Here is a 21235-nt window from a genome sequence, read left to right on the forward strand (position 1 = left end):
CCCCCTGCCTCTGACCGGGTTCAGTCAAACGCCCCCCTCAATCGGGTGCAAGCAGGTAACCCGCGCCGCGCACCGTCTGGAGATAGCGGGGCTGCTTCGGATCGGCCTCGATCTTGCGCCGGAGCCGCGTGATCTGCACGTCCACGGCCCGGTCCTGCGCTCCCTCCCCCTCCGGGCCGCCGCGGCCCAGATCCTCGATGAGCTGGGTCCGGCTCACCACCTCGCCGGGCGAGGCGGAGAAGATCCGCATGAGCTGCGCCTCCGTCGCGGTGAGCCGCACGGGATTGTCCCCCTGCCACATCTCGCCCCGCCCGATATCGTAGCGAATCCGGCCCAGGTGAAGCACCTTGGGCAGGGCGGGATTGTCGGAGGCGGCAGGCACGCGGCGCAGGATGGCGTTGATCCGCAGAAGAAGCTCCTTCGGCTCGAAGGGCTTCGCGAGGTAGTCGTCCGCCCCCGCCTCGAGCCCGGCGATCCGGTCGTCCGTCCCGCCCTTCGCGGTCAGAAGCAGGATCGGCATCGCCCGCGCCCGTCGCAGGTCCCGCGTCAGCGTGACCCCGTCCTCCCCCGGCATCATCACGTCGAGCACGATCAGGTCGAAATCGAGCCCCTCGAGCAGCCGCCGCGCCTGCGCCGCGTCGCGCGCGCCAGTGACGTAGAAGCCCGCCCGCCCGAGGAAGCGGCAAAGGAGCGCGCGGATCCGCTCGTCGTCGTCGACGATGAGAAGATGCGCGTCGGACGCATGCGTCATTCGGCGGCCTCCGCCGTGCCGCGGAACTGCCGGCGCTGCTCTTCCTCCATCATCGCCTCGAGCACCTCGCGGAATCCCGCGACCGCGTCCGGCCCCGCACGGCGGAAGGCGTCGCGCATCCGCGCACTCTGCGCCTCCGCGAGTTCCGCCTCGAGCGCGCGGCCGATCTCGGTCAGGTAAAGATGCCGCTCGCGCTTGTCCCGTTCGCCTACGCGGCTCTCCACGCGGCCATCCTCGATCAGCGTCCGCAGCACCCGATTCAGCGATTGCTTCGTCACGCCCAGGATCGCGAGGAGATTGTTGACCGTCGTGCCCGGCCACCGGTTGATGAAATGCACCGCCCGGTGATGCGCCCGGCCATAGCCGTAGCGCGCGAGGATCCTGTCGGGGTCGGCCGTGAACCCGCGGTAGGCGAAGAACATCGCTTCGATCCCCGCGCGCAGCTGCGCGTCGGTCAGAAAGAGCAGCGTCTCGCCCCTCGAGTGATGGCCTTGGGACATCGCGGTTTTCTCCCTGCGTAAATTATAAACAAAGTTTAAGTCAGCTTTGTTGACATTCCAAGGGGCGGGTGTTAGCCGATCCTCCAAGTTTACGCAACTTTGTGTCCGGTATGGACCTATTTTTGTAATATCCAGGAAATGAGGGAAGAACCATGTCAGGCGGCTACGATGATCGCGACGGCAAGATCTGGATGGACGGCCAGCTCGTCGAATGGCGCGATGCGAATGTGCACATCCTGACCCACGGCCTGCATTACGCCTCCTCCGTGTTCGAGGGGGAGCGCTGCTACGGGGGCAAGATCTTCAAGGGCCGCCAACATTCCGAGCGTTTGGTCCGCTCCGCGGGGCTCATCGATTTCGAGATCCCCTATTCGCTCGACGAGATCGACGCCGCCAAGGACGCCGTGCTGAAGGCGAACGGGCTCACCGATGCCTATGTCCGCGCCATCGCCTGGCGCGGCGCCGGCCCCGACATGGGCGTGGCCTCCGCCCGCAACCCGGTCCGCCTCGCGGTCGCCGCCTGGGAATGGGGCAATTACTACGGCGATGCCAAGACCCGCGGCGCGAAGCTCGACCTGTCGAAGTGGAAGCGCCCCTCCCCCGAGACGATCCCGGCGGAGGCCAAGGCAGCCGGCCTCTACATGATCTGCACGATGTCGAAGCACGCGGCGGAAGCCAAGGGCTGCTCCGACGCGATGATGCTCGATTACCGCGGCTACGTGGCGGAGGCGACGGGCGCCAACATCTTCTTCGTCAAGGACGGCGAGGTGCACACGCCGCTCGCCGATTGCTTCCTCAACGGCCTGACGCGGCAGACCGTGCTGCAGATGCTGCGCGAGCGCGACATCCCCGTCCACGAGCGCCACATCATGCCCGAGGAGCTCGAGGGCTTCCAGCAATGCTGGCTCACCGGCACGGCGGCGGAAGTGACCCCGGTGGGCTCCATCGGCGACTACACGTTCGAGGTCGGCGCCATGGCCCGCGATATCTCCGACGCCTACGAGAAGCTGGTCCGGAGCTAGGCTTCGATCCCGCGCGCGATCCTGAGAAACCTGGGCAGGCGCCGCGCGGGACGGACGGGCGCGGCGCGGTCGAGCCGGACGAGGCGCCGGCTCAGCTCGCCCGCCCGGGCCATCCGGTCGAGCGCGTAGCACCGCGCGAGCGACCGGGTCGTAACCCGCGAACCTGACTGATCGAGAACATGACGGGACATCTCGTTCCTCCTTCGAGTGAATCGCCTGTCCCGCCATCATAGCGTATTGCGCCGCCGGCTACATCATTCCCTTCGCGCGCAGCTTGCGCCGGGCCGTTTCCGCACGGTTCAGCTGGTGCTCGCGCAGGACGATCGCGATGCCCGACCCGATGATCAGCGCGGCGCCCGCGTAGATCGGCCAATCCGGCACCTCGCCGAACCAGACGAACCCGATCAGCGTCGCCCAGATCATCGAGATGTAGGAGAAGGGCGCCAGCGCCGAGGCGTCGGCATATTGATAGCTCGCCGTCAGGAACATCTGTCCCACCGCGCCGAAGAGGCCGCATCCCGCGAGGAGCAGCGCTTCGTAGGGAGTGGGCCAGACCCAGCCGAAGGGCAGCGTGAAAAGCGCGCCCACCGCCGCCGTGGCGAGGAAGTAGAACGCGATCGCCTCGCTCCGCTCCGTGCCCGACATCGCCTTGATGATGACCTGCGCCAGCGCCGCGAGCCCCGCGGAGGTCAGCGCCATGCCCGCTCCGAGAAGCGCTAGGCCGCTCATGTCGGATGTCCCGAACCGCGGCGCGACGATGACGAGGACGCCCGCGAGCCCCGCCGCCACGGCGCCGAGCCGGATCAGTCGGAACCGCTCGCCCAGGATCAGCGCGGCGAAGACCACGAGGAAGACGGGCGTGGCGAAGCGGATCGCCTGCGCCTCGGCCAGCGGCAGGATCGCGAGCGAGCCGAAGCCCAGCCCCATCGACACCGTGCCCACGACCCCGCGCACCACGTGGCTGCGGAGGTTGCCGACATAGAGCCCGCTGCGAAGTTCTCCCCGCGCCCAGAGCCATCCCGCGATGATCGGCAGCGACAGGAACGCGCGGAAGAACACGACCTGACCGGTCGGCACGGTCTCGGACGCGGCCTTCACGAAGGCCGACATGAAGGTCAGGATCGTGAACGCCACGAGGATGAGGGAGATGCCGCGCAGGGGAGCCATGCGGGGCTGCTATACCGGTATACGGCGGAATACCAGACGGCTACGGCGCGATCCCGCGCGCCTGCAGCATCTCTGCCGCGCCCGCGAAATCCGGCCCGTCGAAGACGCTCACGCCCTCCTTCCGCATCGCCTCGATCTTCGCGTGGCTCTCCGTATCGGGCCCCGGCCGTGGCTCGCGCAGGATCACGGCGGCGATGCGCGATCCGTGCCGGTGCCGGGCGGCGTGATAGACGCTCGCGTCGTGCTGACCGGTATCGCCGACGAGGACGAAGGGCAGATCGGGATTGGCGGCGAGAATCCGATCGATCGCATCGCCCTTGTGATCGCCATGCGTGCCGGTGAAGAACTTGTCTTCCGAGAGGCCGTAATCGCGCAGGAACATCGGCCCCGCCACCAGACCCGCGCGGTCGAAGACCCGCTCGAGGAAGCTGTGCAGGTTCCACGGCGAGGAACTGACGTAATAGACCGGATTGCGCCCGCCGCCCGAGAGGTGGTCCATCAACGCCACCGCGTCGGGAAAGATCTTCCGCGTGTTGAGCGAGCCCGTGAACGTGGTCCAGAGATTGCGGGCGAGCGAATACGCCCCCGTGTGCATCATCGTGTCGTCGATATCGGAGATCACGCCGAACCGCGCCTCCCGGCTCGGGACCATCGCGCGGAAGGAAACCCGGCTCTCCGGATCGCCCGCGATCTGCAGGTCGATCTCCTGCCAGCCGGGCGCGGCGTCTCCGGGCACATCCAACATGACATAGCCCTCCTCGTCGCTGCGGGTGCTGACGCCGTGAGCGGGCGCCTCGACGAGCACGTTCGCGACCTCGTTGGTGAAGAAGAGCGAGACCATCTCGCGCAGGTTCTGCCACCGGCTCTGGCCCGGATCGGGCGTGGTCCGGCGCAGGCTCGCGAGCACCCTGCCGCGCAGGACGAGACCGCCGGGCGTGGCATAGCCGCGATAGGCGTCGAGGACCGGGCGCTCGACGACCCGGTTCGGCCGCACGCGGTCAAAAATCCGTTCGGCCAGCAAGGCCAGCTTGTGCAATCCTCTCGTCCCGGCCACGCGGGGCTCCCCCTACCCTGTTTCGAGCCGGATTTTAGCCCAGCGCGCCGCGTCCGCAACGCCCGGGTCGGGATCGGAGACGAGCGGCCCGAGTGCCGCGCCGAGCGCCGGCCGGCCGGAATTGCCGATCGCGTAGCAGACGTTGCGCACGAACCGGTCGCGCCCGATCCGCTTGATGGGCGAGCCCGAGAAGGCCGCGCGGAAGCCTGCATCGTCGAGCCCGGCCAGCGCGGCCAGCTCCGGCGCGCGGCGTCCGGGCGCGGGCGCCAATCTCATGTCCCGCCCCGCAACGGCGAACTTGTTCCAGGGGCAGATGGCGAGGCAATCGTCGCAGCCATAGATGCGGTTGCCGATGCCGGGGCGCAGGCTCTCGTCCACCGGCCCGCGATGCTCGATCGTGAGATAGGAGATGCAGCGCCGCGCATCGAGTTCGAAGGGCGCGGGGAAGGCGTCCGTCGGGCAGATGTCGAGGCATTTGCGACACGACCCGCAATGCTCCGTCTCGGCCCGGTCGGGCGGCAGGTCGAAGGTGGTGAAGATCGCGCCGAGAAAGATCCAGTTGCCGAGATCGCGCCCGAGCAGGTTCGTGTGCTTGCCCTGCCAACCGAGCCCCGCGGCCTGCGCCAGCGGCTTCTCCATCACCGGCGCGGTATCGACGAAGACCTTGACCGGTGAAACCGCAGGCTTCGCCGCGTGCGCGCTCGATGACGCCCCCTGCGTCTTCGAGAGCGGCACCCGGTTCCCAGTTTCGCCTGGAAGCGCCTCCCGGTCCCCGGTCTCGCCTTCCTCGCCGGGCTCCATGTCCCCGCGAGGCCCCGGGTCGAGCCCGGGGCGCGACACCGCCAGCCCCGAACCTCGGCGCCCCGGCCCCCGCGCCGGGGCCTCCCGGCTCCCCGCCTCGCCCTCGCGCATGTCACCCATGCCGCGACCGGCAGGTGCCTCCCCGGACGCCTCCCGCACCGGCGTCACCGCCACCCAGCCTTCCGGCCCGTCGAAGCCGCCCGCCTCGGCCACGCCCGCGAGCCAGCGCGCGAGCCGCTTCAGCCGCTTCTTCACCACGTCGTGGTAGTCGCGCCCCTGCGCGTAGACGCTGACCGCGCCGCGCTCGGCCAGTCCCACGTCATCGAGCGGATCGTGATCCGGCGTGTAGCTCTCGGCGAGCATCACCACCGACCGCGCGGCGGGCCAGAGCGCGGCGGGGTCGCGCCGCCAGGCCGCCCGCTCCGCCATCCAGCCCATCTGCCCGTGCCGCCCGGCGGCGAGGAAGGCGTCGAGCCGCCCGGCGGCCTGCGGGATCGCGTCCGGGCGGCACACCCCCATCTTCGCGAAGCCCGCCGCCTGCGCCTCCCGCGCGAGCGCCGCCTTCAGCGCGGCGCCGGGAGGGACCGCGCCCTCCACGGGATCAGAAGTCCAGGTCGGCGTAATGGGCGGGCGGCCGGAAGCCCGGCACCACGTCGGCGAGGATGGAGCGGAAGGCCGGGCGCGACTTGATCTTGGCGTACCAGTCCTTGACGTTCTCCGACCGCGTCCAGTCCACGTCGCTGATGTAGTCGAGGCTGGAAAGATGCGCGGCGGCGGCGAAATCGGCCATCGTCAGCGCGTCGCCCGCGAGCCAGCGCCGCTGGTCCAGCAGCCACGCCATGTAGTCGAGATGGAACTTGATCGCCTTCGCCCCGGCCTTCACCGCGGTGCTGTCGGGATAGCCCGTCCCCATGATCTTGCGGTTCACCCGCTCGTAGAGGAGCTTCGAGGTCACCTCGTCGAAGAACTTGCCGTCGAACCAGGCCACGAGCCGGCGCACCTCGAACCGTGCCTTGGCGCCTTCGGGCAGGAGCGGCGGGTCGCGGTGGACCTCCTCGAGGTATTCGCAGATCGGCCCGCTCTCGGCGTAATGCGTCCCGTCGATGCGCAGCACCGGGACCTTGCCCGCCGGGTTGCGGCGTAGGAAGTCGGCGTCGCGCTCCCAGTAGCGCTCCTCGACGAGCTCCACCTCGATCCGCTTCTCCGCGAGGCAGAGACGGACCTTGCGGCAGAAGGGCGAGAGGGGCACGTGGAAGAGGCGGTACATGGGGGGCCTTCTGGCTCGTCGGGTCGCGCCCTCCATGACGCGATCGCCACCGGGCTTCAAGCCTCAGCCCTGAAAGCAGGCCGCCCGCCCGTCGCGCGAGATCACGGCCGCCCCGTCGCGGATCGACGCCGCGCGGCGGGTCACGAAATCCGAGGGCGACGCGGCCGATCGCGCTTTCGGGTCGGGCAGCACCGCGGCGAGCCGTGCCGCCTGGCCCGCGTCGAGCGCGTCCGCCCCCACCCCGAAATAATGCCGCGCCGCCGCCTCCACGCCGAACACGCCCTCTCCGAATTCCGCCACGTTGAGATAGACCTCGAGGATCCGCCTCTTCGACCAGAAGAGCTCCACGAGCGGCGTCAGACCCGCCTCGAGCGCCTTGCGCGGCCAGCTCCGCCCCTGCCAGAGCCAGACGTTCTTGGCGACCTGCTGCGTGATCGTGGACGCGCCGCGCGTCCCTCCAGCCGCGATGGACGACCGGATCGCGGCCATGTCGAACCCCCAATGGGTGCAGAACCGCGCATCCTCCGCCGCCACGACCGAGCGCGCCATCACCGGCGCGATCTCGTCCATCGCCACCCACTCCCGCTCCACCGCGCCGAGCCTGCGCCCCTCGAGCGCCATCGTGATCGTCACCGGCGGGTTCACCACCGAAAAGAGCGCGACCGAGCCGAGGACGAGCGCGATCACGGCGAGGAGCACGCGCACCGCCAGGATGCGGGCCCGCCGCAACCGGCCCACCGGCGCATCGTCGGCCTCCCGGACCCGCCGTGGCTTGCCGCGCTTCTTCTCCGATTTCGTCCGCATGGCGCCATCAACCCACCCGCGGCGCGTGCGTCAAGGGCCCGGCCACCGCACGCAGGGGAACTTCCACCCCCACAGCAGATTGAGAGTGTGAAAACGCGAACACCGCGTTTCCATTTCGCCACAATCGAACATGTCTGGAGTGCCGATGGCCTACACCGCTTCCTCCCCGTCCTACGGGGACGCCCCCACCGGCGCGCCCCGGCGCGTTTCCTGGGGCGGCATCATCGCCGGCTCGGTGATCGCGGCCGCGCTGATGGTGCTCCTGACCACGTTCGGGATCGGCATCGGCGCCTCGACGATCGACCCGACGGGACAGTCGCCCTCCGGCTCCAGCCTCGGCATCGGCGCGGGCATCTATGCCGTCATCACCCAGATCGTCGCGCTCGGCGCCGGTGGCTACGTCGCGGCCCGCCTCGCCGGGATCCCGCGCCCCGTCACGTCGCTCATCCACGGCGCCGCGGTCTGGGCGGTCACCACGCTCTTTCTCGCGACGGTCGCCATCCTCGGCGGCAACGCCCTCTTCGGCGCGGCGTCGAGCCTCGTCGGCAATACCGCGCGCGGCGTGTCGAACGCGGTCGAGGCGATCGCGCCCGATAACCTGAGCCTTCCCGATCCGGCCCAGATCGCGAGCCAGGTGTCGTTCGACTCGCTCCCCGACGAGGTCCAGCAGGCGCTCGAGGAACAGGACATCACGCCCCAGAACTTCCAGGACGAGATGCAGCAATCGTTCCGCCAGGTCGTCAGCGAGGAAGAGCAGCAGCAGGTCGTGGCCAATGCCCGCCAGTCGCTGACCGACATCCTCCGTTCGCCCGGCAATGCCGGGGAGGAACTGCAATCCTTCATCGACGAGACGCTGTCGGGACCGGGCGCGGTACTGGGTGACGAAGACCGCCAGGAGGCGCTGACCGTTCTCGAGCGGCGCACCGGCATCACGCCCGAAGAGGCGGAGCAGGTCGTGGCGCAGGTCGAGACCCGGATCGACGAAGCCGTGGCGGAGGTTCGCCAGACCATCGAGGATGCGCAGCAGCAGGCCCTCGACGCGGCGGAGGCCGCGAGCAACGCGGCCGCCACGACGGCGCTTCTCCTGTCGCTGGTATCTGTCCTGGGTCTCGCCGCCGCCTGCGGCGGCGCGTTCGCAGGCAAGCCCGACCGGTTCGCACGCGACTACGCCTGACCGGGCCTGGATCGGGCGGGGCCGACACCCCGCCCGGCCCTCATTCCGCCGGGACGGACGCCTCCTCGTAGGCGATGGGTGCGTCGAGCTTGTTCAGCATCTCTACCGCGCAGACCTGCACGAAATGGCCGAGCTCCTCGTCCCAGTGCTGAAGGATGTCGGCGGCCCGCCGGCTGCCCGTCTCCTTCAGATGCCGCTCCACGAGCCCTTTCAGGATGTCGTGCCAGTGGTCCACCGTCACCGGGCAGGTGACGATCGTCTCGTGGTTCATCTGCGCCTCGGCCCGGCCTTCGGGATCGTAGATGAAGGCCATGCCGCCCGTCATCCCGGCCCCGAAATTCGCCCCGATCTCGCCCAGGATGACCGCGATGCCGCCGGTCATGTACTCGCACCCGTTCGACCCGCAGCCCTCGATCACCGTATGCGCGCCGGAATTGCGCACCGCGAAGCGTTCGCCCGCCCGGCCCGCGGCAAAGAGATAGCCGTCGGTCGCGCCGTAAAGGACGGTATTGCCGACGATCGTGTTGTCGGCCGCGACGAGCGGGCTCACCATCGGCGGACGGACGACGACCGTACCGCCCGAAAGCCCCTTGGCGACGTAGTCGTTGGCGTCGCCCGACACCTCCACCTTCAGGCCCGGTGCCGCGAAGGCACCGAGCGACTGGCCCGCGCTGCCCGTGAGCTTCACGTGCAGGTGGTCCGGCTGGAGCCCCGAATCGCGCATCCCGAACCGCTTGACGATATGGCTCGACGTCCGCGTGCCGACCGTCCTGTGGGTGTTCTTCACCGCGTAGGAGAGCTGCATCTTCTCCCCGTCGTCGAGGAAACGCTGCGCGTCGCGCACGATCTCCGCGTCGAGCGTGTCGGGGACCGGGTTGCGGTCCTTCTCCCGGTCGTAGCGCATCTTCTCCGCCCCATCGACGGTGATGAGGAGCGGATTGAGGTCGAGATCGTCGAGATGGGCAGAGCCGCGGCTCGTCTGCGACAGCAGGTCCGCCCGCCCGATCACCTCGTCGAGCGACCGCGCACCGATGGAGGCGAGGATCTCGCGCACCTCGGTCGCGTAGAAGGTGATGAGGTTGACCACCTTCTCCGCGTTGCCGGTGAACTTGTCCCTCAGCGCCTCGTCTTGCGTGCAGACGCCGACGGGGCAGGTGTTCGACTGGCATTGCCGGACCATGATGCAGCCCATCGCGATGAGCGCGGCGGTGCCGATCCCGTATTCCTCCGCGCCGAGCATCGCGGCCATCACGATGTCCTTGCCCGTGCGCAAGCCCCCGTCGGTCCGGAGCGTCACGCGGCTCCGCAGGTTGTTCATCGAGAGCACCTGGTGCGCCTCGGTGAGCCCCATCTCCCAGGGCAGGCCCGCATACTTGATCGACGTGGCGGGCGACGCCCCCGTGCCGCCGTTATGGCCGGAGATCAGGATCACGTCCGCCTTGGCCTTGGCCACGCCCGCCGCGATCGTCCCGACACCCGAGGAGGCCACGAGCTTCACCGTCACCTTGGCGCGCGGGTTGATCTGCTTCAGGTCGTAGATGAGCTGCGCCAGGTCCTCGATCGAGTAGATGTCGTGATGCGGCGGCGGCGAGATCAGCGTCACCCCCGGCGTCGAGTGGCGAAGCTTCGCGATGAGCTCCGTCACCTTCATGCCGGGCAGCTGGCCGCCCTCGCCGGGCTTCGCGCCCTGCGCCACCTTGATCTCGAGCTCCTCGCAGGCGTTGAGGTATTCCGCCGTCACGCCGAACCGCCCCGAGGCCACCTGCTTGATCTTGGCGGACGCGTTGTCGCCGTTGGGCTCGGGCAGGAAATGCTTCGGATCCTCGCCCCCCTCGCCCGAATCGGACTTCGCGCCGATCCGGTTCATCGCGATGTTGAGCGTCTTGTGTGCCTCGGGCGACAGCGCGCCCAGCGACATGCCCGGCGTGACGAAGCGCTTGCGGATCGCGGTGATGCTCTCCACCTCCTCGATCGGCACGGGCTCGGCCAGGGGCTTGATGTCGAGCAGGTCGCGCAGGTGGATCGGTGCGGCCTTCATCATCTTGGCGGAGTACTGCTTCCAGATCTGGTAGGAGGCCTTGTTGCAGGCCATCTGCAGCATGTGCATCCCCGACGCTTCCCAGGCATGGCTCTCGCCCGAGCGCCGCGCCTTGTAGAAGCCCCCGATGGGCAGGACCGTGGCCCCGCCGCCGACCGCGCCCGCGCGGAAGCCCCGCGCATGGACCTCCTCGACCTTGCGCTGCAGCCCGTTCACCCCGATGCCGGAGATCCGCGTCAGCATGCCGGGGAAGTACTCCGCACACATCGCGCGGGAGAGCCCCACCGCCTCGAAGTTCAGGCCGCCGCGATAGGACGACACGACGCTGATCCCCATCTTCGCCATGATCTTGAGAAGGCCTGCGTCGATCGCCGCGCGGTAGCGCGCCACGGCCTCGGTGAGCGAGCCCTCCATGAGCCCCCGCCCGATCCGGTCGGCAAGGCTGTCCTCGGCGAGATAGGCGTTCACCGTCGTCGCCCCGCACCCGATCAGCACCGCGAAGTAATGCGGATCGATGCATTCCGCCGACCGCACGTTGAGCGAGCAGAAGGTCCTCAGGCCCTTCTTCGTCAGCCACGAATGCACCGCGGAGGTGGCGAGGATCATCGGCATCGGCACGCGGGTCTCCGACGCGCCCGCATCCGTCAGCACGAGATGCCCCGAGCCGGAACGCACCGCGTCCTCCGCCGCCTCGCGGATCCGCTTGAGCCCCGCCGACAGCGTGCCGAACCCCTGCCCCGCCTCGAAGGTGCAGTCGATCTCGGCCATCGGCGAGGTGAAGCTCTCCACCATCCGGTCGAACTGCGCGTTGCCGACGAACGGGCTGTCGAGCACGATGATCTCGGTCTGCGCGGAGCTTTCGTCGAGCACGTTCTTGAGGTTGCCGAACCGCGTCTTGAGGCTCATCACCCGGAATTCGCGTAAGGAATCGATGGGCGGGTTCGTCACCTGGCTGAAGGATTGCCGGAAGAAGTGCGACAGCGGACGGTACTGCGCGGAGAGCACGGCGGAGGGCGTGTCGTCGCCCATGGAGGCGAGCGTCTCCTTGCCGTCCTCGGCCATCGGCGCGAGGATCTGCTCGAGCTCCTCGATCGTGTAGCCCGCCGCGATCTGCCGGCGCCTGAGTTCCGCACCCTCGAAGACCGGCGCCTCGGTCACCTCCGCGAGCACGTTGTCGAGTTCGGTGATCTTGCCCACCCATTCACCGAAGGGCTGCGCGGCCGCGAGCTTGTCCTTGATCTCAACATCGTGGAAGAGCTTGCCGTCCTTCATGTCCACGGCGAGCATCTGGCCGGGGCCGAGCGCGCCCTTCTCCACGACGTTGGCCTCGTCGACCGTGACCATCCCGGCCTCGGACCCGGCGATGACGAGCCCGTCGCCGGTCACGACGTAGCGCATGGGGCGCAGACCGTTGCGGTCAAGCCCGGCGCAGACCCAGCGCCCGTCGGTCATGGCGAGCGCCGCCGGCCCGTCCCAGGGCTCCATCACCGAGTTGCAATAGGAATACATGTCCCGCCACGCCTCGGGCAGGGCGCCCGCCTGCTTCGACCACGACTCGGGCACGAGCATGGTCTTGGCCATCGGCGCGGAGCGGCCCGCGCGGACCAGCACCTCGAACACGGCGTCGAGCGCCGCGGAATCCGACGAGCCCTGCGCGACGATCGGCTTGATATCCTCGGCAAGCTCGCCGAAGGCCGAGGACGCCATGCGGATCTCATGGCTCTTCATCCAGTTGAGGTTGCCCTTCAGCGTGTTGATCTCGCCGTTATGGGCAAGCATCCGGAAGGGCTGGGCCAGCCACCATTGCGGGAAGGTGTTGGTCGAATAACGCTGGTGATAGATCGCGAAGGCGCTCTCGAACCGCTCGTCCTGCAGGTCGGGATAGTAGTTCGCCACGTCCTGGGCGAGCATCATGCCCTTGTAGATGATCGACCGGCACGACAGCGAGCAGAGATAGAGCTCGCGCACGCCCGCCGCCGCGGCCGCCTTCTCGATCCGGCGCCGGATGACATAGAGCTCGCGCTCGAAGGTCACCTCGTCCACGCCCTTCGAGTTGGAGATCAGGATCTGCTCGATCTCGGGCCGCGTCGCGTTGGCCTTCTCGCCCAGCACGTCGATGTTCACCGGCACGTGCCGCCAGCCATAGATGTAATAGCCCATGCGGAGGACTTCGCTCTCCACGATGGTCCGGCAGGTCTCCTGCGCGTTGAAGTTCGTGCGCGGCAGGAACACCTGGCCCACCGCCATGAGCTGGTCCATGTGCGGCTTGTGGCCCGTCCGCTCGATCTGGTCGTAGAAGAACCGCACCGGGATCTGCACGTGGATGCCCGCGCCGTCGCCGGTGCGCCCGTCCGCGTCCACCGCGCCGCGGTGCCAGATCGACTTCAGCGCCTCGATCCCCGAAGCGACCACGCGGCGGCTCTTCTTGCCGTCGATGCTGACGACGAGCCCCACGCCGCAGGAGGCGTGCTCCTCCTCCTCGCGGTAGAGCGAATGCTCCGACATCCAGGCACGGCGCTCGGATTCGGCTGCGGCCCAGTCTGCATCGTATCGGGTCATGGCGCGTTTCCTTCGTTCAGGTGCGGTATGTCCGCCGCGTATTCGTTCCGTGTGATGCGGGCCCGGATGCCCGCCAATGCGTGATTCCCGGAGGCCCGGCAGGACCGCGCCGGGCAGATCGGCCGCAGCGCGGCGCGATCCGCGCCCGTCCGTCGGCTTCCGGTCATGCCGCGCCCTCACTGAGGCTCGCGAAGATCGCCTCCATCTCCGCGCGCGTCTTCGTCTCGCGCGCTCCGGCGAAGGCATAGCCGCCGGGCTTCGCGTCGATGAAGATTTCCTTCGCGAGCGACAGCCCCCCGGCATCGTCGAAGAGACCCGCGGAGACGGCGTAGCGTTCGTGCCCCTCGAGCGTCAGCCGGTACCAGAGCGTCGAGTCGCAGGTATCGCACCAGGCCCGCTCCGCCCAATCGGAGGAGGCATGGCTCCTGACCGGCCCGGAGACGGTCAGGTCGTCGGGCCGCACATCCACCTCCACGAAGGCGGAACCGGTCCAGCGTCGGCACATCTCGCAATGGCAGGCATGGAGCTCCGCCGTCTCCGGCCGCACCGCGATCTCCACCGCGCCGCAGAGGCAGCGCCCGGAGAGCGTGATCTCGTCGGAAGCGGTCATGCGGCGCTCCAGCGTTGGCAGGTCAGCATCGGCAACCTGTTGCGTGATCCATGTTCGACCGGACGTTGCCCCGATCGCGCGAGATGTATGTACAGGCGCTGCACGAACGATGCACGATCGGTGTACGTCGTCTGCACGGCTGAGGTACGCCCCGTGTACGCGGGATGTACGGCTGATGCACGGGCCGTGTACGTCCCGTGTACGCGGCGTGTACGCCCGGGGGCTACTCGGCGGCCATTGCCGCGCCGCCGGCGAGCTGCGCGAGGATCGCCTGCGCCGCCTCCCGCCCGTCGCGGATCGCCCAGACGACGAGGCTCGCGCCCCGCTGGATGTCGCCGCAGGCATAGACGCCCGGCAGGCTCGTCTCGTGGGTCTGGAAATCAGCGAGAACCGTGCCCCAGCGCGTCACCTCGAGCCCCTCGACGCCCCAGAGCTTCGGCAATTCCTCGGGCTCGAAGCCCAGCGCCTTGATGACGAGATCCGCCTCCTCGACGTAGTCCGACCCCTCGATGAGCTCGGGCACCTGCCGCCCCGTCGCGTCCGGCGCGCCCAGCCGCATCTTCTGCACGATCACGCCCTCGACGCTGTCGCCCTTGAAACCCTTGGGCGCGGAAAGCCAGACGAACTCCACGCCCTCCTCCTCCGCGTTGGAGACCTCGCGCTGCGATCCGGGCATGTTGTCGCGGTCCCGGCGATAGAGGCATTTCACGCTCGTCGCACCCTGCCGGATCGCGGTGCGCACGCAATCCATCGCCGTGTCGCCGCCGCCGATGACCACGACTTTCTTGCCTTCGGCGTTGAGCTTGCCGTTGTCGAAATCCTCGACCGGATCACCGAACGACTTGCGATTCGACGCGGTGAGGAAGTCGATGGCGCGCACGATTCCCGCCGCGCCGACGCCCGGCGCCTGCAGATCCCGCGTCTTGTAGACGCCCGTGGCGATCAGGACCGCGTCGTGGTTCTCCCGGATCTCCTCGAAGGTGATGTCGCGGCCGACATCGCAATTGAGCCGGAACGTCACGCCGCCCTCCTCGAGCTGCGCCATCCGCTTCATCACCACGTCTTTCTCGAGCTTGAAGCCCGGAATGCCGTAGGTCATGAGCCCGCCGCCCCGATCGTAGCGGTCATAGACCGTGACCTGCACGCCCGCGCGGCGCAGCATGTCGGCACAGGCGAGCCCGCCCGGCCCCGCGCCGATGATGCCCACGCTCTCCGACCGCTCGCCGCCATTGGTGATCGGCTGCACCCAGCCCTCCTCGAAGGCGGTGTCGGTGATGTACTTCTCCACCGCGCCGATCGTGACCGTGCCGTGACCCGATTGCTCGATCACGCAATTGCCCTCGCAGAGCCGGTCCTGCGGACAGATCCGCCCGCAGATCTCGGGGAAGGTATTGGTCGCCTGGCTGATCTCGTAGGCTTCCTGCAACCGGCCTTCCGCCGTCATCCGAAGCCAGTCGGGAATGTTGTTGTGCAGCGGGCAATGCGATTGACAGTAGGGCACGCCGCACTGGCTGCACCGCCCCGACTGCTCGCCCGCCTTCGCCGCCGCGAACTCGCCGTAGATCTCGTTGAAGTCGCCACGCCGCAGATCGGGTGCACGCTTCTCCGGCATGTCCCGCGCAACGTTCACGAACTTGAGCATAGCTTGCTTTGCCATAAACATCCCTCCAACCCCCTCCCTCTATCCCCAACGACGGGGGATGAAAAGACAGTTTATCTGACCCAACTTGGGCAGGAGGTCATTCACCAGTCACGGATTGACAACGTTTACCATAATAACAGGTCCGTATCGGTTCTAAATATCTGCGGCAGTGCGGCATTATCCGCTTTCACCCGGCGAACCGCTGCGTAGGATGCCGCCGAATTTCCCGGGACTTGTCGATGACCCTGCTCCATCTCCTCCTCGTGGCGGCGCTTCAGGGATTGACCGAATTCCTCCCCGTCTCCTCTTCGGGGCATCTGATCCTCCTGCCCGCGCTCACGGGGCTCGACGACCAGGGACTGGCGATCGACGTCGCCGTCCATCTGGGCACACTCGGCGCCGTGATCCTGTTCTTCTGGTCCGACGTGAAACTCGTTCTCTCGGGGCTGCCCTCGCTTTTGCGCGGCCGCGTCGATGGACCGGGCGCCTGGCTGGCGCTCTGCCTGATCATCGCGACGATACCCGTCGTGATCGTGGGATTCGCTCTCCAAGTAACAGGGATCGAGGCCGGTTTCCGCTCGATCGCGCTCATCGGATGGACCACCATCATTTTCGGGGCGGTGCTCTATTGGACCGACCAGAAAGGCACAGAGGAGCGGAGCGCGGGGGAGTGGACGTTGCGCCATGCCGCAATTATGGGGCTCTGGCAGGCGATCGCCCTGATCCCGGGCACGTCCCGGTCGGGCATCACCATCTCGGCAGGCCGGATCCTGGGCTATGCCCGCGAGGACGCTGCCCGGCTCTCCATGCTCATGTCTATACCGACAATCCTTGCCTCCGGCGTCATCCTCGGCCTCGACGTCATCGTCTCTGCGGACCGGGACGTCGCGCGTGACGGTGCCATCGCAGCGGCTTTCGCGTTCGTCGCGGCCTTCCTGGCCCTGAAACTGATGTTTCGCCTATTGAAATCGGTGAGCTTCACGCCCTACGTGATCTACCGATTTGCACTCGGCATCGTCCTGCTCGCGATCGCCTATTCCTGACTTCCGCGCAGGTTACGGGCGCTTTCCTTGATGGAGGCGTACTGACCGGAGGTGCGGAACCGCCAGAGATAATCCGGAAGCACCGCTTCCGTCGCCGTGGGCGCGATACCGAGGTCATCGAAGGTCTTGACCCCCTCGCCCACGACATTGTCCCGGGCAAGGTTCTCCACCTGATCGCGGGTCAGCGGCGCCGCGATCAGTCCGCCGGTCGCTCGCGACAACGACCCGAAGATCGCCCCCATGATCCGGCCGACCCAGAAGGGCACGCCCAGGATCAGCCGCCGCTTGCGAACGATGACCAGCATCTCCTGGATGAGCTCGCGGAAGGTCCGGACGTCGGGCCCTCCGAGTTCGTAGAGACCCGGCTCTGCCTTGCCGAGCACGGCGCGTTCGATCGCGTGGGCCACGTCGTCGACATAGACCGGCTGGAACTTCGTGTTCGCGCCGACGAGCGGAACGACCGGGGAGCGGCGCGACATCGCGGCGAAGCGGTTAAAGAACTCGTCCTCGTGGCCGAAGAGGATCGACGGACGCAGGATCACGGCGTCGGGAAACGCGTCGCGCACCGCCTGTTCTCCTTCCGCCTTGGTCCGGGCATAGTCACTGCGCCCCTCGGCTTCCGCGCCGATCGCAGAAACCTGCACGAGCCGCTCGACCCCCTCCTCCGCGGCGATCCGGGCGATCCGCTCGGCACCCGCCCTCTGCAAACCGTCGAAACTCTGCCGTCCCGACTCGGCGAGGATACCGACGCAATTGACGACCGCCCGCGAGTTGCGCGTCACGGCCCTTACGGAATCGTCGTCGCGGATGTTGCAAAAGACCGGCTCGACCTGCCCGACCACCCCGTAGAGGCGCACGAAAGGCGCGTCGTTGGGATGCCTGCAGGCGACACGGACCCGCCACCCGGCTTGCGCCATCCGGCGTGCGACATAGCGACCGAGAAACCCCGAACCGCCGAAGATCGTGACCAGATCCGTCATGACCGCTCCCCTTTCGCGACTTTCCCCGGGTTTAGGGCGCACCACGTGGGGGGACAAGTGCCTAAGCCCGTTCGCGCGCCCCGCGACGGGCATCACGGGGGGCGTTGACACCCCCCGGACGAGCGGATAAGTCGCGGCTTCACGTGACCTGCCCAGGTGGCGGAATGGTAGACGCGCCAGCTTCAGGTGCTGGTGTCCGTATGGACGTGGAGGTTCGAGTCCTCTCCTGGGCACCATCCCTTTCCGTGATGGCGTGACGTTCTTCCATTGTTTTACCTTTGGCCTCTGTTTGTGCTGGTCGGAGGAAGGTCACGGCAAGTCCGCGACCCAGTTATTGTCCATGCCGCTACGACGCGATTACGATCCTCGGCATGGCCACATTCAGAAAAACGAAGTTCGGTTGGCAGGCTCAGGTGGCCCGCAAGGTCGGTGGTGAAACCGTCCGCAAGGCCCAGACCTTTAAAAGCAAGCGAGAGGCCCAAGTATGGGCTCAGGAGTTCGAGGTCGGGCTGTCCAGCGGAACGACTAGCAACGATTCCCTTGCCAGCGTATTCGACCGTTACGCCCGTGAACGGTCCAGGGGAAAGAAGGGCGAGCGATGGGAGGTCATCCGCCTTGCCCGATTCAAGCGCGACATTGCGAACGGGAGGCCCCTGGGGAATTACACTATCGGTGAGATTTCCCGTGCCGATCTCGTCGCATGGCGTGATACCCGGCTTGGGGAGGTCCAGCCCGCCAGCGTCAAGCGGGAGATGAACCTCCTGAAGCATGTCTTCGTCACGGCCGTTGACGAGTGGGAGCTTATCCCGACCAATCCGATGGCAAAAGTGAAGCGCCCTCCCAGCGGCAGGAGACGTAAGCGCCGCGTCCTGCCCGACGAGATCGAGAAAGTAAGCGCCGCTCTCGACCTCGGGTCCGAACCGTGGGTCAGCGAGAAGCAGATCACGGGAGCGGCTTTCCTCTTCGCCATCGAGACGGCTATGCGATCGGGCGAGATCCTCAACATGAGAAACCGTGACATAACCGGGAGCGTCGTCCGCCCGCCAGAGACGAAGAACGAACACGCCCGCCACGTCCCGATGACTGTCCGGGCTGTCGAGATACTCAACAAGGTTCGGAACGGGATCGAGGATGCGGACGCCCACCCTTTCGCGATCGACAGCGACAGCTGCGACAGCCGTTTCCGGCTGGCGGTGGTGAAGGCCAAGGTCGATGACCTTCATTTCCACGACTCGCGACACGAAGGTATCACCCGCCTCGCGAAGCGCCTGGAAATTTTGGATCTTGCGCGAGTGACGGGGCATAGGAACCTGAATGAGTTGCTGACGTACTACGAGGCTTCCGGCGACGAATTGGCAGAACGGCTCAACGCTTCGACTTCCAGTGATGAAATCAAATAGGGACAACCGTTGCCGCCGCTGACGCGATTAAACCGGCCGTCCTTGATCCATGCTCGGATCGTTCTTTCGCTTTTGCCAAGGCGCTCAGCAACGTTCGGAACTGGCAACCATGCTTCTGGCTTTTTTGTCGTCTGCATCGCCTCTCGCACCGCCTCGACAACGAGGGAACGCAGCTCGTCGGGGGAAACGACGATCACGGCGGCCATTAGTCGTCTCTCTCTTCTGCATAAGCCTCGATCAAGATCGCCTGAGGATTCAAGTTTAGCGCAGCGCAAGCCCGACCGAACATTTGCAACAAGTCGATGATTATGAATGCCTCAGGCTGCCCCAGTTCGGCCCGGACTGCGGTAATGGGATCAGCGCCAATTTTATGGCAAACGACATTAGACCTGTTTCCCGCTGCAATAAGCAGGGTACCGCCATGGGAGGTCTCATACGGCATGGCTATCGCCCTTTGTGGGGCTCGGGTTCGCGCTTGCGGATTATTGTGTCCGAACTTCATGCCTGCGGCGAACGCCAAACCAAGGTCCGAGACCCCGGCACGAACAAGTGCTGCGGCAGCACAAATTTCCATTACGTTGTACCATGAGAAGCGGCGATGCTTCCCGCGTTCGCCGCCCCCTTCGATTGTTTTGTGACCGACGATCACGTTCCGCTTAAGCCAGTTTTGCAGCGTGGACATACTGATGTCGGCAGCCGCGATCACTTCCCTAGCGGTAAACATGCGATGGTAAATTGACATCATGCGACGATCCTAAAGGTCTCATGACCTTCTAACAGGATCGCAGGTAGAAGGTCAAGAGACCTTTTGTGTTCGCCCTCGCTTATTCTCGTCCAGCGCGTCGATGACCGGCCCCATCAGTTCGGCGGCCAGTGCCAGAACCTCCGTTGTGCCCTTCCAGTCCAGACCTGAAGTTTCGTTCTCTTCGGCAAGCATCATGCAGCGGATAAGCGCGGAGACCTGGTAAGCTCGACGCTCAGGATCGATGTCGGAATTCATGCCGCGCCCTCCACGCGGTCAAGGCTGTTGGCAAGCTTGTTCGCGAGATCGAGAGCTACCACCGTCACCGACGCAATGGCGTTGCCATAGGCCGGGTTCATCTCACTTCCCATGAGGTCGAGAGCCTCAAGGCATCCGGCTAACTGCACGGCGTCATTCTGGCAGTCTTTGAGCGAAGGGCGAGCGCGGGCGTTCCCCGCTAAGGGGTGATGATCGGTCATTGCCGAGTTCTCCTGGCTGGGTTAATTGTAGAAAATATCTAACTCCGCGCCGAATGCGAAGCAAGAGGAAAACTACAACATGACGCCGCAACAGTGTAAGGCCGCCCGGGCGATGCTTGGGCTATCGCAAGATGGGCTCGCGAAAAGGTCCGGGGTAGCGGTTTCTAGCATCATCCCATTTGAGAAGGGACAGCGCGCACCACGAAACGCAACACTTGCCGCCATCCGCACGGCCCTCGAAGCTGCAGGCGTCGAGTTCATCGAGGAGAATGGCGGTGGCGCCGGGGTGAGGTTGCGGCGATGATGTCCTTTGCAGCGCAGCTCCGGATGGCCCGCGCTGGACTCGGCTGGTCGCAGGCGCGGGTTGCGGAAACTGCCGGTATTCCTCTTCCCATGTATCAGGCAATCGAAGAAGGCCGGGATGCCGGTGCCGTACCTGCTTTGGTGCCGATACGAGCGACGCTCGAAGCCGCTGGGGTGGAGTTCATCGAGGGGAACGTGGCGGACCAGGGGTAAGACTGGTGTTTAGACGAACGTTTCGAAGGCGGTACGAGGCGTTAACTTATAAGCTGCGATCCCTGACGAAGAAACCTTGTCTTATCAGATTATCAGGATAATATCTAAGGTGCCTGCTGTTGACCTGCTGAAGGCATAAGATCATGCGCGACACGGTGATAAATCTGCCGGCCGTAGCACTACTGAGGTCAGTAGGAGCGTTTTGTGGGGTTCATGGCAGGCCCCATCGCATGATCGCAGGCTTCATTGATGGACGCGTAGGAGTTGGTCCCTGGCCAAAAGACGTTTAGTTTGGCGACCGGCGGATCGATGAAACGTTCCGATGTAAATCCTTGACTTATCCTTAGTTGCCTTCAACGGGCCTTGTTGCGCAAATCTCCTGACGGAGGGACTTCCCCTTTCTTCGTTTGAGGTCAGCCGACGGGCTGCGTGACGGGGATGCCGAGGGCGGTGAAGCGGTTGAGGATGGCGATGCGAACTTGGAGTTCGGCGGTCTGGCGGTCGAAGTCGCGGGACATGAGCTTCTGACCGAGGAGCTTCATGCAGTTCATCTTGGTCTCGACGCGGCTTCGACGGTGGTAGCCGGACCACCTTCTCCAGAGCGTCCGACCGAAGCGTTTGATGGCGCGCAGGGCCTCGTTTCTCGCACCTGCCCCCGGGCTGTCTTTCTTCCATGGTTTGGCGTT

The 21235-nt window shown here is 66.4% G+C and carries 22 protein-coding genes, 1 tRNA gene and 1 pseudogene; 7 read left to right on the plus strand and 17 right to left on the minus strand.

What is annotated here, in order from left to right; genetic code table 11:
• Positions 1 to 37: 37 nt before the first annotated feature.
• A complete protein-coding gene (locus LX81_RS18715; RefSeq protein WP_111538818.1) occupies positions 38 to 751 on the minus strand; it encodes a response regulator in 714 nt (237 codons plus the stop codon).
• On the minus strand, positions 748 to 1251 hold the full coding sequence (locus LX81_RS18720; RefSeq protein ID WP_111538819.1) for a MarR family winged helix-turn-helix transcriptional regulator: 504 nt from the start codon (positions 1249 to 1251) through the stop codon (positions 748 to 750). The genes LX81_RS18715 and LX81_RS18720 overlap by 4 nt, the downstream gene beginning before the upstream one ends.
• A gap of 152 nt (positions 1252 to 1403) precedes the next feature.
• On the opposite strand from LX81_RS18720, the gene LX81_RS18725 reads away from it, so the two are divergent.
• Entirely contained in the window at positions 1404 to 2273 is an 870-nt protein-coding gene (locus tag LX81_RS18725; protein WP_111538820.1) for a branched-chain amino acid aminotransferase, read from the plus strand.
• On the opposite strand, the gene LX81_RS18730 is transcribed toward LX81_RS18725, so the two are convergent.
• The 6 genes from LX81_RS18730 to mtgA form a co-directional block, all read right to left on the minus strand.
• Positions 2270 to 2464, minus strand: a complete 195-nt coding sequence (locus LX81_RS18730) for a hypothetical protein (RefSeq protein ID WP_111538821.1) — start codon at positions 2462 to 2464, stop codon at positions 2270 to 2272. The genes LX81_RS18725 and LX81_RS18730 overlap by 4 nt on opposite strands.
• 58 nt (positions 2465 to 2522) lie before the next feature.
• Positions 2523 to 3440: a DMT family transporter gene (locus tag LX81_RS18735; RefSeq protein WP_111538822.1), complete on the minus strand. Its 918-nt coding sequence runs from the start codon at positions 3438 to 3440 to the stop codon at positions 2523 to 2525.
• A 40-nt stretch (positions 3441 to 3480) separates the two neighbouring features.
• The gene (locus tag LX81_RS18740) at positions 3481 to 4494 is read right to left on the minus strand and encodes an App1 family protein phosphatidate phosphatase (RefSeq protein WP_146259477.1); all 1014 of its coding nucleotides are present in this window, start codon (positions 4492 to 4494) and stop codon (positions 3481 to 3483) included.
• 12 nt (positions 4495 to 4506) lie between these two features.
• The gene (queG, locus tag LX81_RS22945; RefSeq protein WP_234822708.1) at positions 4507 to 5892 is read right to left on the minus strand and encodes a tRNA epoxyqueuosine(34) reductase QueG; all 1386 of its coding nucleotides are present in this window, start codon (positions 5890 to 5892) and stop codon (positions 4507 to 4509) included.
• Positions 5893 to 5896: 4 nt separating this feature from the next.
• Positions 5897 to 6562 carry an FtsZ-binding protein FzlA gene (gene fzlA, locus LX81_RS18750; RefSeq protein WP_111538824.1) on the minus strand — a complete coding sequence of 222 codons (666 nt, stop codon included), beginning with the start codon at positions 6560 to 6562 and terminating at the stop codon, positions 5897 to 5899.
• Positions 6563 to 6625: 63 nt separating this feature from the next.
• On the minus strand, positions 6626 to 7366 hold the full coding sequence (gene mtgA / locus LX81_RS18755; protein WP_111538825.1) for a monofunctional biosynthetic peptidoglycan transglycosylase: 741 nt from the start codon (positions 7364 to 7366) through the stop codon (positions 6626 to 6628).
• A 145-nt stretch (positions 7367 to 7511) separates the two neighbouring features.
• On the opposite strand from mtgA, the gene LX81_RS18760 reads away from it, so the two are divergent.
• Positions 7512 to 8540, plus strand: a complete 1029-nt coding sequence (locus LX81_RS18760; RefSeq protein ID WP_111538826.1) for a hypothetical protein — start codon at positions 7512 to 7514, stop codon at positions 8538 to 8540.
• Positions 8541 to 8580: 40 nt separating this feature from the next.
• Here the strand turns inward: LX81_RS18760 and gltB are convergent, their stop codons facing one another.
• The 3 genes from gltB to LX81_RS18775 all read right to left on the minus strand — a co-directional run bounded on the left by gltB (position 8581) and on the right by LX81_RS18775 (position 15404).
• Positions 8581 to 13137, minus strand: a complete 4557-nt coding sequence (gene gltB / locus LX81_RS18765) for a glutamate synthase large subunit (protein ID WP_111538827.1) — start codon at positions 13135 to 13137, stop codon at positions 8581 to 8583.
• 163 nt (positions 13138 to 13300) lie between these two features.
• Positions 13301 to 13747 carry a GFA family protein gene (locus tag LX81_RS18770; protein WP_234822712.1) on the minus strand — a complete coding sequence of 149 codons (447 nt, stop codon included), beginning with the start codon at positions 13745 to 13747 and terminating at the stop codon, positions 13301 to 13303.
• Between the two features lie 223 nt (positions 13748 to 13970).
• Entirely contained in the window at positions 13971 to 15404 is a 1434-nt protein-coding gene (locus tag LX81_RS18775; protein WP_111538828.1) for an NAD(P)-dependent oxidoreductase, read from the minus strand.
• Between the two features lie 224 nt (positions 15405 to 15628).
• On the opposite strand from LX81_RS18775, the gene LX81_RS18780 reads away from it, so the two are divergent.
• On the plus strand, positions 15629 to 16432 hold the full coding sequence (locus tag LX81_RS18780; RefSeq protein ID WP_111538829.1) for an undecaprenyl-diphosphate phosphatase: 804 nt from the start codon (positions 15629 to 15631) through the stop codon (positions 16430 to 16432).
• On the opposite strand, the gene LX81_RS18785 is transcribed toward LX81_RS18780, so the two are convergent.
• Entirely contained in the window at positions 16423 to 17412 is a 990-nt protein-coding gene (locus LX81_RS18785; RefSeq protein ID WP_170134030.1) for a complex I NDUFA9 subunit family protein, read from the minus strand. The genes LX81_RS18780 and LX81_RS18785 overlap by 10 nt on opposite strands.
• Positions 17413 to 17562: 150 nt before the next feature.
• Here LX81_RS18785 and LX81_RS18790 point away from each other — a divergent pair.
• Together LX81_RS18790 and LX81_RS18795 are read left to right on the plus strand one after the other, a co-directional pair.
• Positions 17563 to 17648 (plus strand) — tRNA-Leu (locus tag LX81_RS18790).
• Between the two features lie 135 nt (positions 17649 to 17783).
• Complete coding sequence (locus tag LX81_RS18795) at positions 17784 to 18812, plus strand: tyrosine-type recombinase/integrase (RefSeq protein ID WP_111538831.1); 1029 nt, start codon at positions 17784 to 17786, stop codon at positions 18810 to 18812.
• Here the strand turns inward: LX81_RS18795 and LX81_RS21965 are convergent.
• The 4 genes from LX81_RS21965 to LX81_RS18810 are packed head-to-tail and all read right to left on the minus strand — an operon-like array spanning position 18743 to position 20033.
• Positions 18743 to 19018, minus strand: a complete 276-nt coding sequence (locus tag LX81_RS21965) for a helix-turn-helix transcriptional regulator (protein WP_146259478.1) — start codon at positions 19016 to 19018, stop codon at positions 18743 to 18745. The genes LX81_RS18795 and LX81_RS21965 overlap by 70 nt on opposite strands.
• Positions 19018 to 19557 carry a hypothetical protein gene (locus tag LX81_RS18800; RefSeq protein WP_111538832.1) on the minus strand — a complete coding sequence of 180 codons (540 nt, stop codon included), beginning with the start codon at positions 19555 to 19557 and terminating at the stop codon, positions 19018 to 19020. The genes LX81_RS21965 and LX81_RS18800 overlap by 1 nt, the downstream gene beginning before the upstream one ends.
• A gap of 51 nt (positions 19558 to 19608) precedes the next feature.
• Positions 19609 to 19812, minus strand: coding sequence for a hypothetical protein (locus LX81_RS18805; protein ID WP_111538833.1), 204 nt, complete (start codon positions 19810 to 19812; stop codon positions 19609 to 19611).
• Positions 19809 to 20033 (minus strand): hypothetical protein, encoded by a 225-nt coding sequence (locus tag LX81_RS18810; protein ID WP_111538834.1) that lies wholly within the window; start codon positions 20031 to 20033, stop codon positions 19809 to 19811. Before LX81_RS18810 ends, LX81_RS18805 begins: the two co-directional genes overlap by 4 nt.
• 79 nt (positions 20034 to 20112) lie before the next feature.
• Between LX81_RS18810 and LX81_RS18815 the strand changes: the two genes are divergently transcribed.
• Positions 20113 to 20337, plus strand: coding sequence for a helix-turn-helix domain-containing protein (locus LX81_RS18815; protein WP_111538835.1), 225 nt, complete (start codon positions 20113 to 20115; stop codon positions 20335 to 20337).
• Complete coding sequence (locus LX81_RS22585) at positions 20334 to 20549, plus strand: helix-turn-helix domain-containing protein (RefSeq protein WP_111538836.1); 216 nt, start codon at positions 20334 to 20336, stop codon at positions 20547 to 20549. Before LX81_RS18815 ends, LX81_RS22585 begins: the two co-directional genes overlap by 4 nt.
• 413 nt (positions 20550 to 20962) lie before the next feature.
• Here LX81_RS22585 and LX81_RS18825 read toward each other — a convergent pair.
• Positions 20963 to 21235 (minus strand): annotated as a pseudogene (locus LX81_RS18825) (IS5/IS1182 family transposase); the annotation flags it as partial.

It is taken from the genome of Palleronia aestuarii (assembly GCF_003253995.1).
Taxonomy (GTDB): domain Bacteria; phylum Pseudomonadota; class Alphaproteobacteria; order Rhodobacterales; family Rhodobacteraceae; genus Palleronia; species Palleronia aestuarii.

Coding starts and splice junctions, on each gene's coding strand:
- LX81_RS18810 (WP_111538834.1), bottom strand. CDS start 20,033: ATGACCGATCATCACCCCTTAGCGGGGAACGCCCGCGCTCGCCCTTCG.
- gltB (WP_111538827.1), bottom strand. CDS start 13,137: ATGACCCGATACGATGCAGACTGGGCCGCAGCCGAATCCGAGCGCCGT.
- LX81_RS18785 (WP_170134030.1), bottom strand. CDS start 17,412: ATGACGGATCTGGTCACGATCTTCGGCGGTTCGGGGTTTCTCGGTCGC.
- LX81_RS21965 (WP_146259478.1), bottom strand. CDS start 19,018: ATGGCCGCCGTGATCGTCGTTTCCCCCGACGAGCTGCGTTCCCTCGTT.
- LX81_RS18815 (WP_111538835.1), top strand. CDS start 20,113: ATGACGCCGCAACAGTGTAAGGCCGCCCGGGCGATGCTTGGGCTATCG.
- LX81_RS18735 (WP_111538822.1), bottom strand. CDS start 3,440: ATGGCTCCCCTGCGCGGCATCTCCCTCATCCTCGTGGCGTTCACGATC.
- LX81_RS18780 (WP_111538829.1), top strand. CDS start 15,629: ATGACCCTGCTCCATCTCCTCCTCGTGGCGGCGCTTCAGGGATTGACC.
- LX81_RS18805 (WP_111538833.1), bottom strand. CDS start 19,812: ATGAATTCCGACATCGATCCTGAGCGTCGAGCTTACCAGGTCTCCGCG.
- LX81_RS18725 (WP_111538820.1), top strand. CDS start 1,404: ATGTCAGGCGGCTACGATGATCGCGACGGCAAGATCTGGATGGACGGC.
- mtgA (WP_111538825.1), bottom strand. CDS start 7,366: ATGCGGACGAAATCGGAGAAGAAGCGCGGCAAGCCACGGCGGGTCCGG.
- fzlA (WP_111538824.1), bottom strand. CDS start 6,562: ATGTACCGCCTCTTCCACGTGCCCCTCTCGCCCTTCTGCCGCAAGGTC.
- LX81_RS18775 (WP_111538828.1), bottom strand. CDS start 15,404: ATGGCAAAGCAAGCTATGCTCAAGTTCGTGAACGTTGCGCGGGACATG.
- LX81_RS18770 (WP_234822712.1), bottom strand. CDS start 13,747: ATGACCGCTTCCGACGAGATCACGCTCTCCGGGCGCTGCCTCTGCGGC.
- LX81_RS18800 (WP_111538832.1), bottom strand. CDS start 19,557: ATGATGTCAATTTACCATCGCATGTTTACCGCTAGGGAAGTGATCGCG.
- LX81_RS18730 (WP_111538821.1), bottom strand. CDS start 2,464: ATGTCCCGTCATGTTCTCGATCAGTCAGGTTCGCGGGTTACGACCCGG.
- LX81_RS18760 (WP_111538826.1), top strand. CDS start 7,512: ATGGCCTACACCGCTTCCTCCCCGTCCTACGGGGACGCCCCCACCGGC.
- LX81_RS18795 (WP_111538831.1), top strand. CDS start 17,784: ATGGCCACATTCAGAAAAACGAAGTTCGGTTGGCAGGCTCAGGTGGCC.
- LX81_RS18720 (WP_111538819.1), bottom strand. CDS start 1,251: ATGTCCCAAGGCCATCACTCGAGGGGCGAGACGCTGCTCTTTCTGACC.
- LX81_RS18715 (WP_111538818.1), bottom strand. CDS start 751: ATGACGCATGCGTCCGACGCGCATCTTCTCATCGTCGACGACGACGAG.
- LX81_RS22585 (WP_111538836.1), top strand. CDS start 20,334: ATGATGTCCTTTGCAGCGCAGCTCCGGATGGCCCGCGCTGGACTCGGC.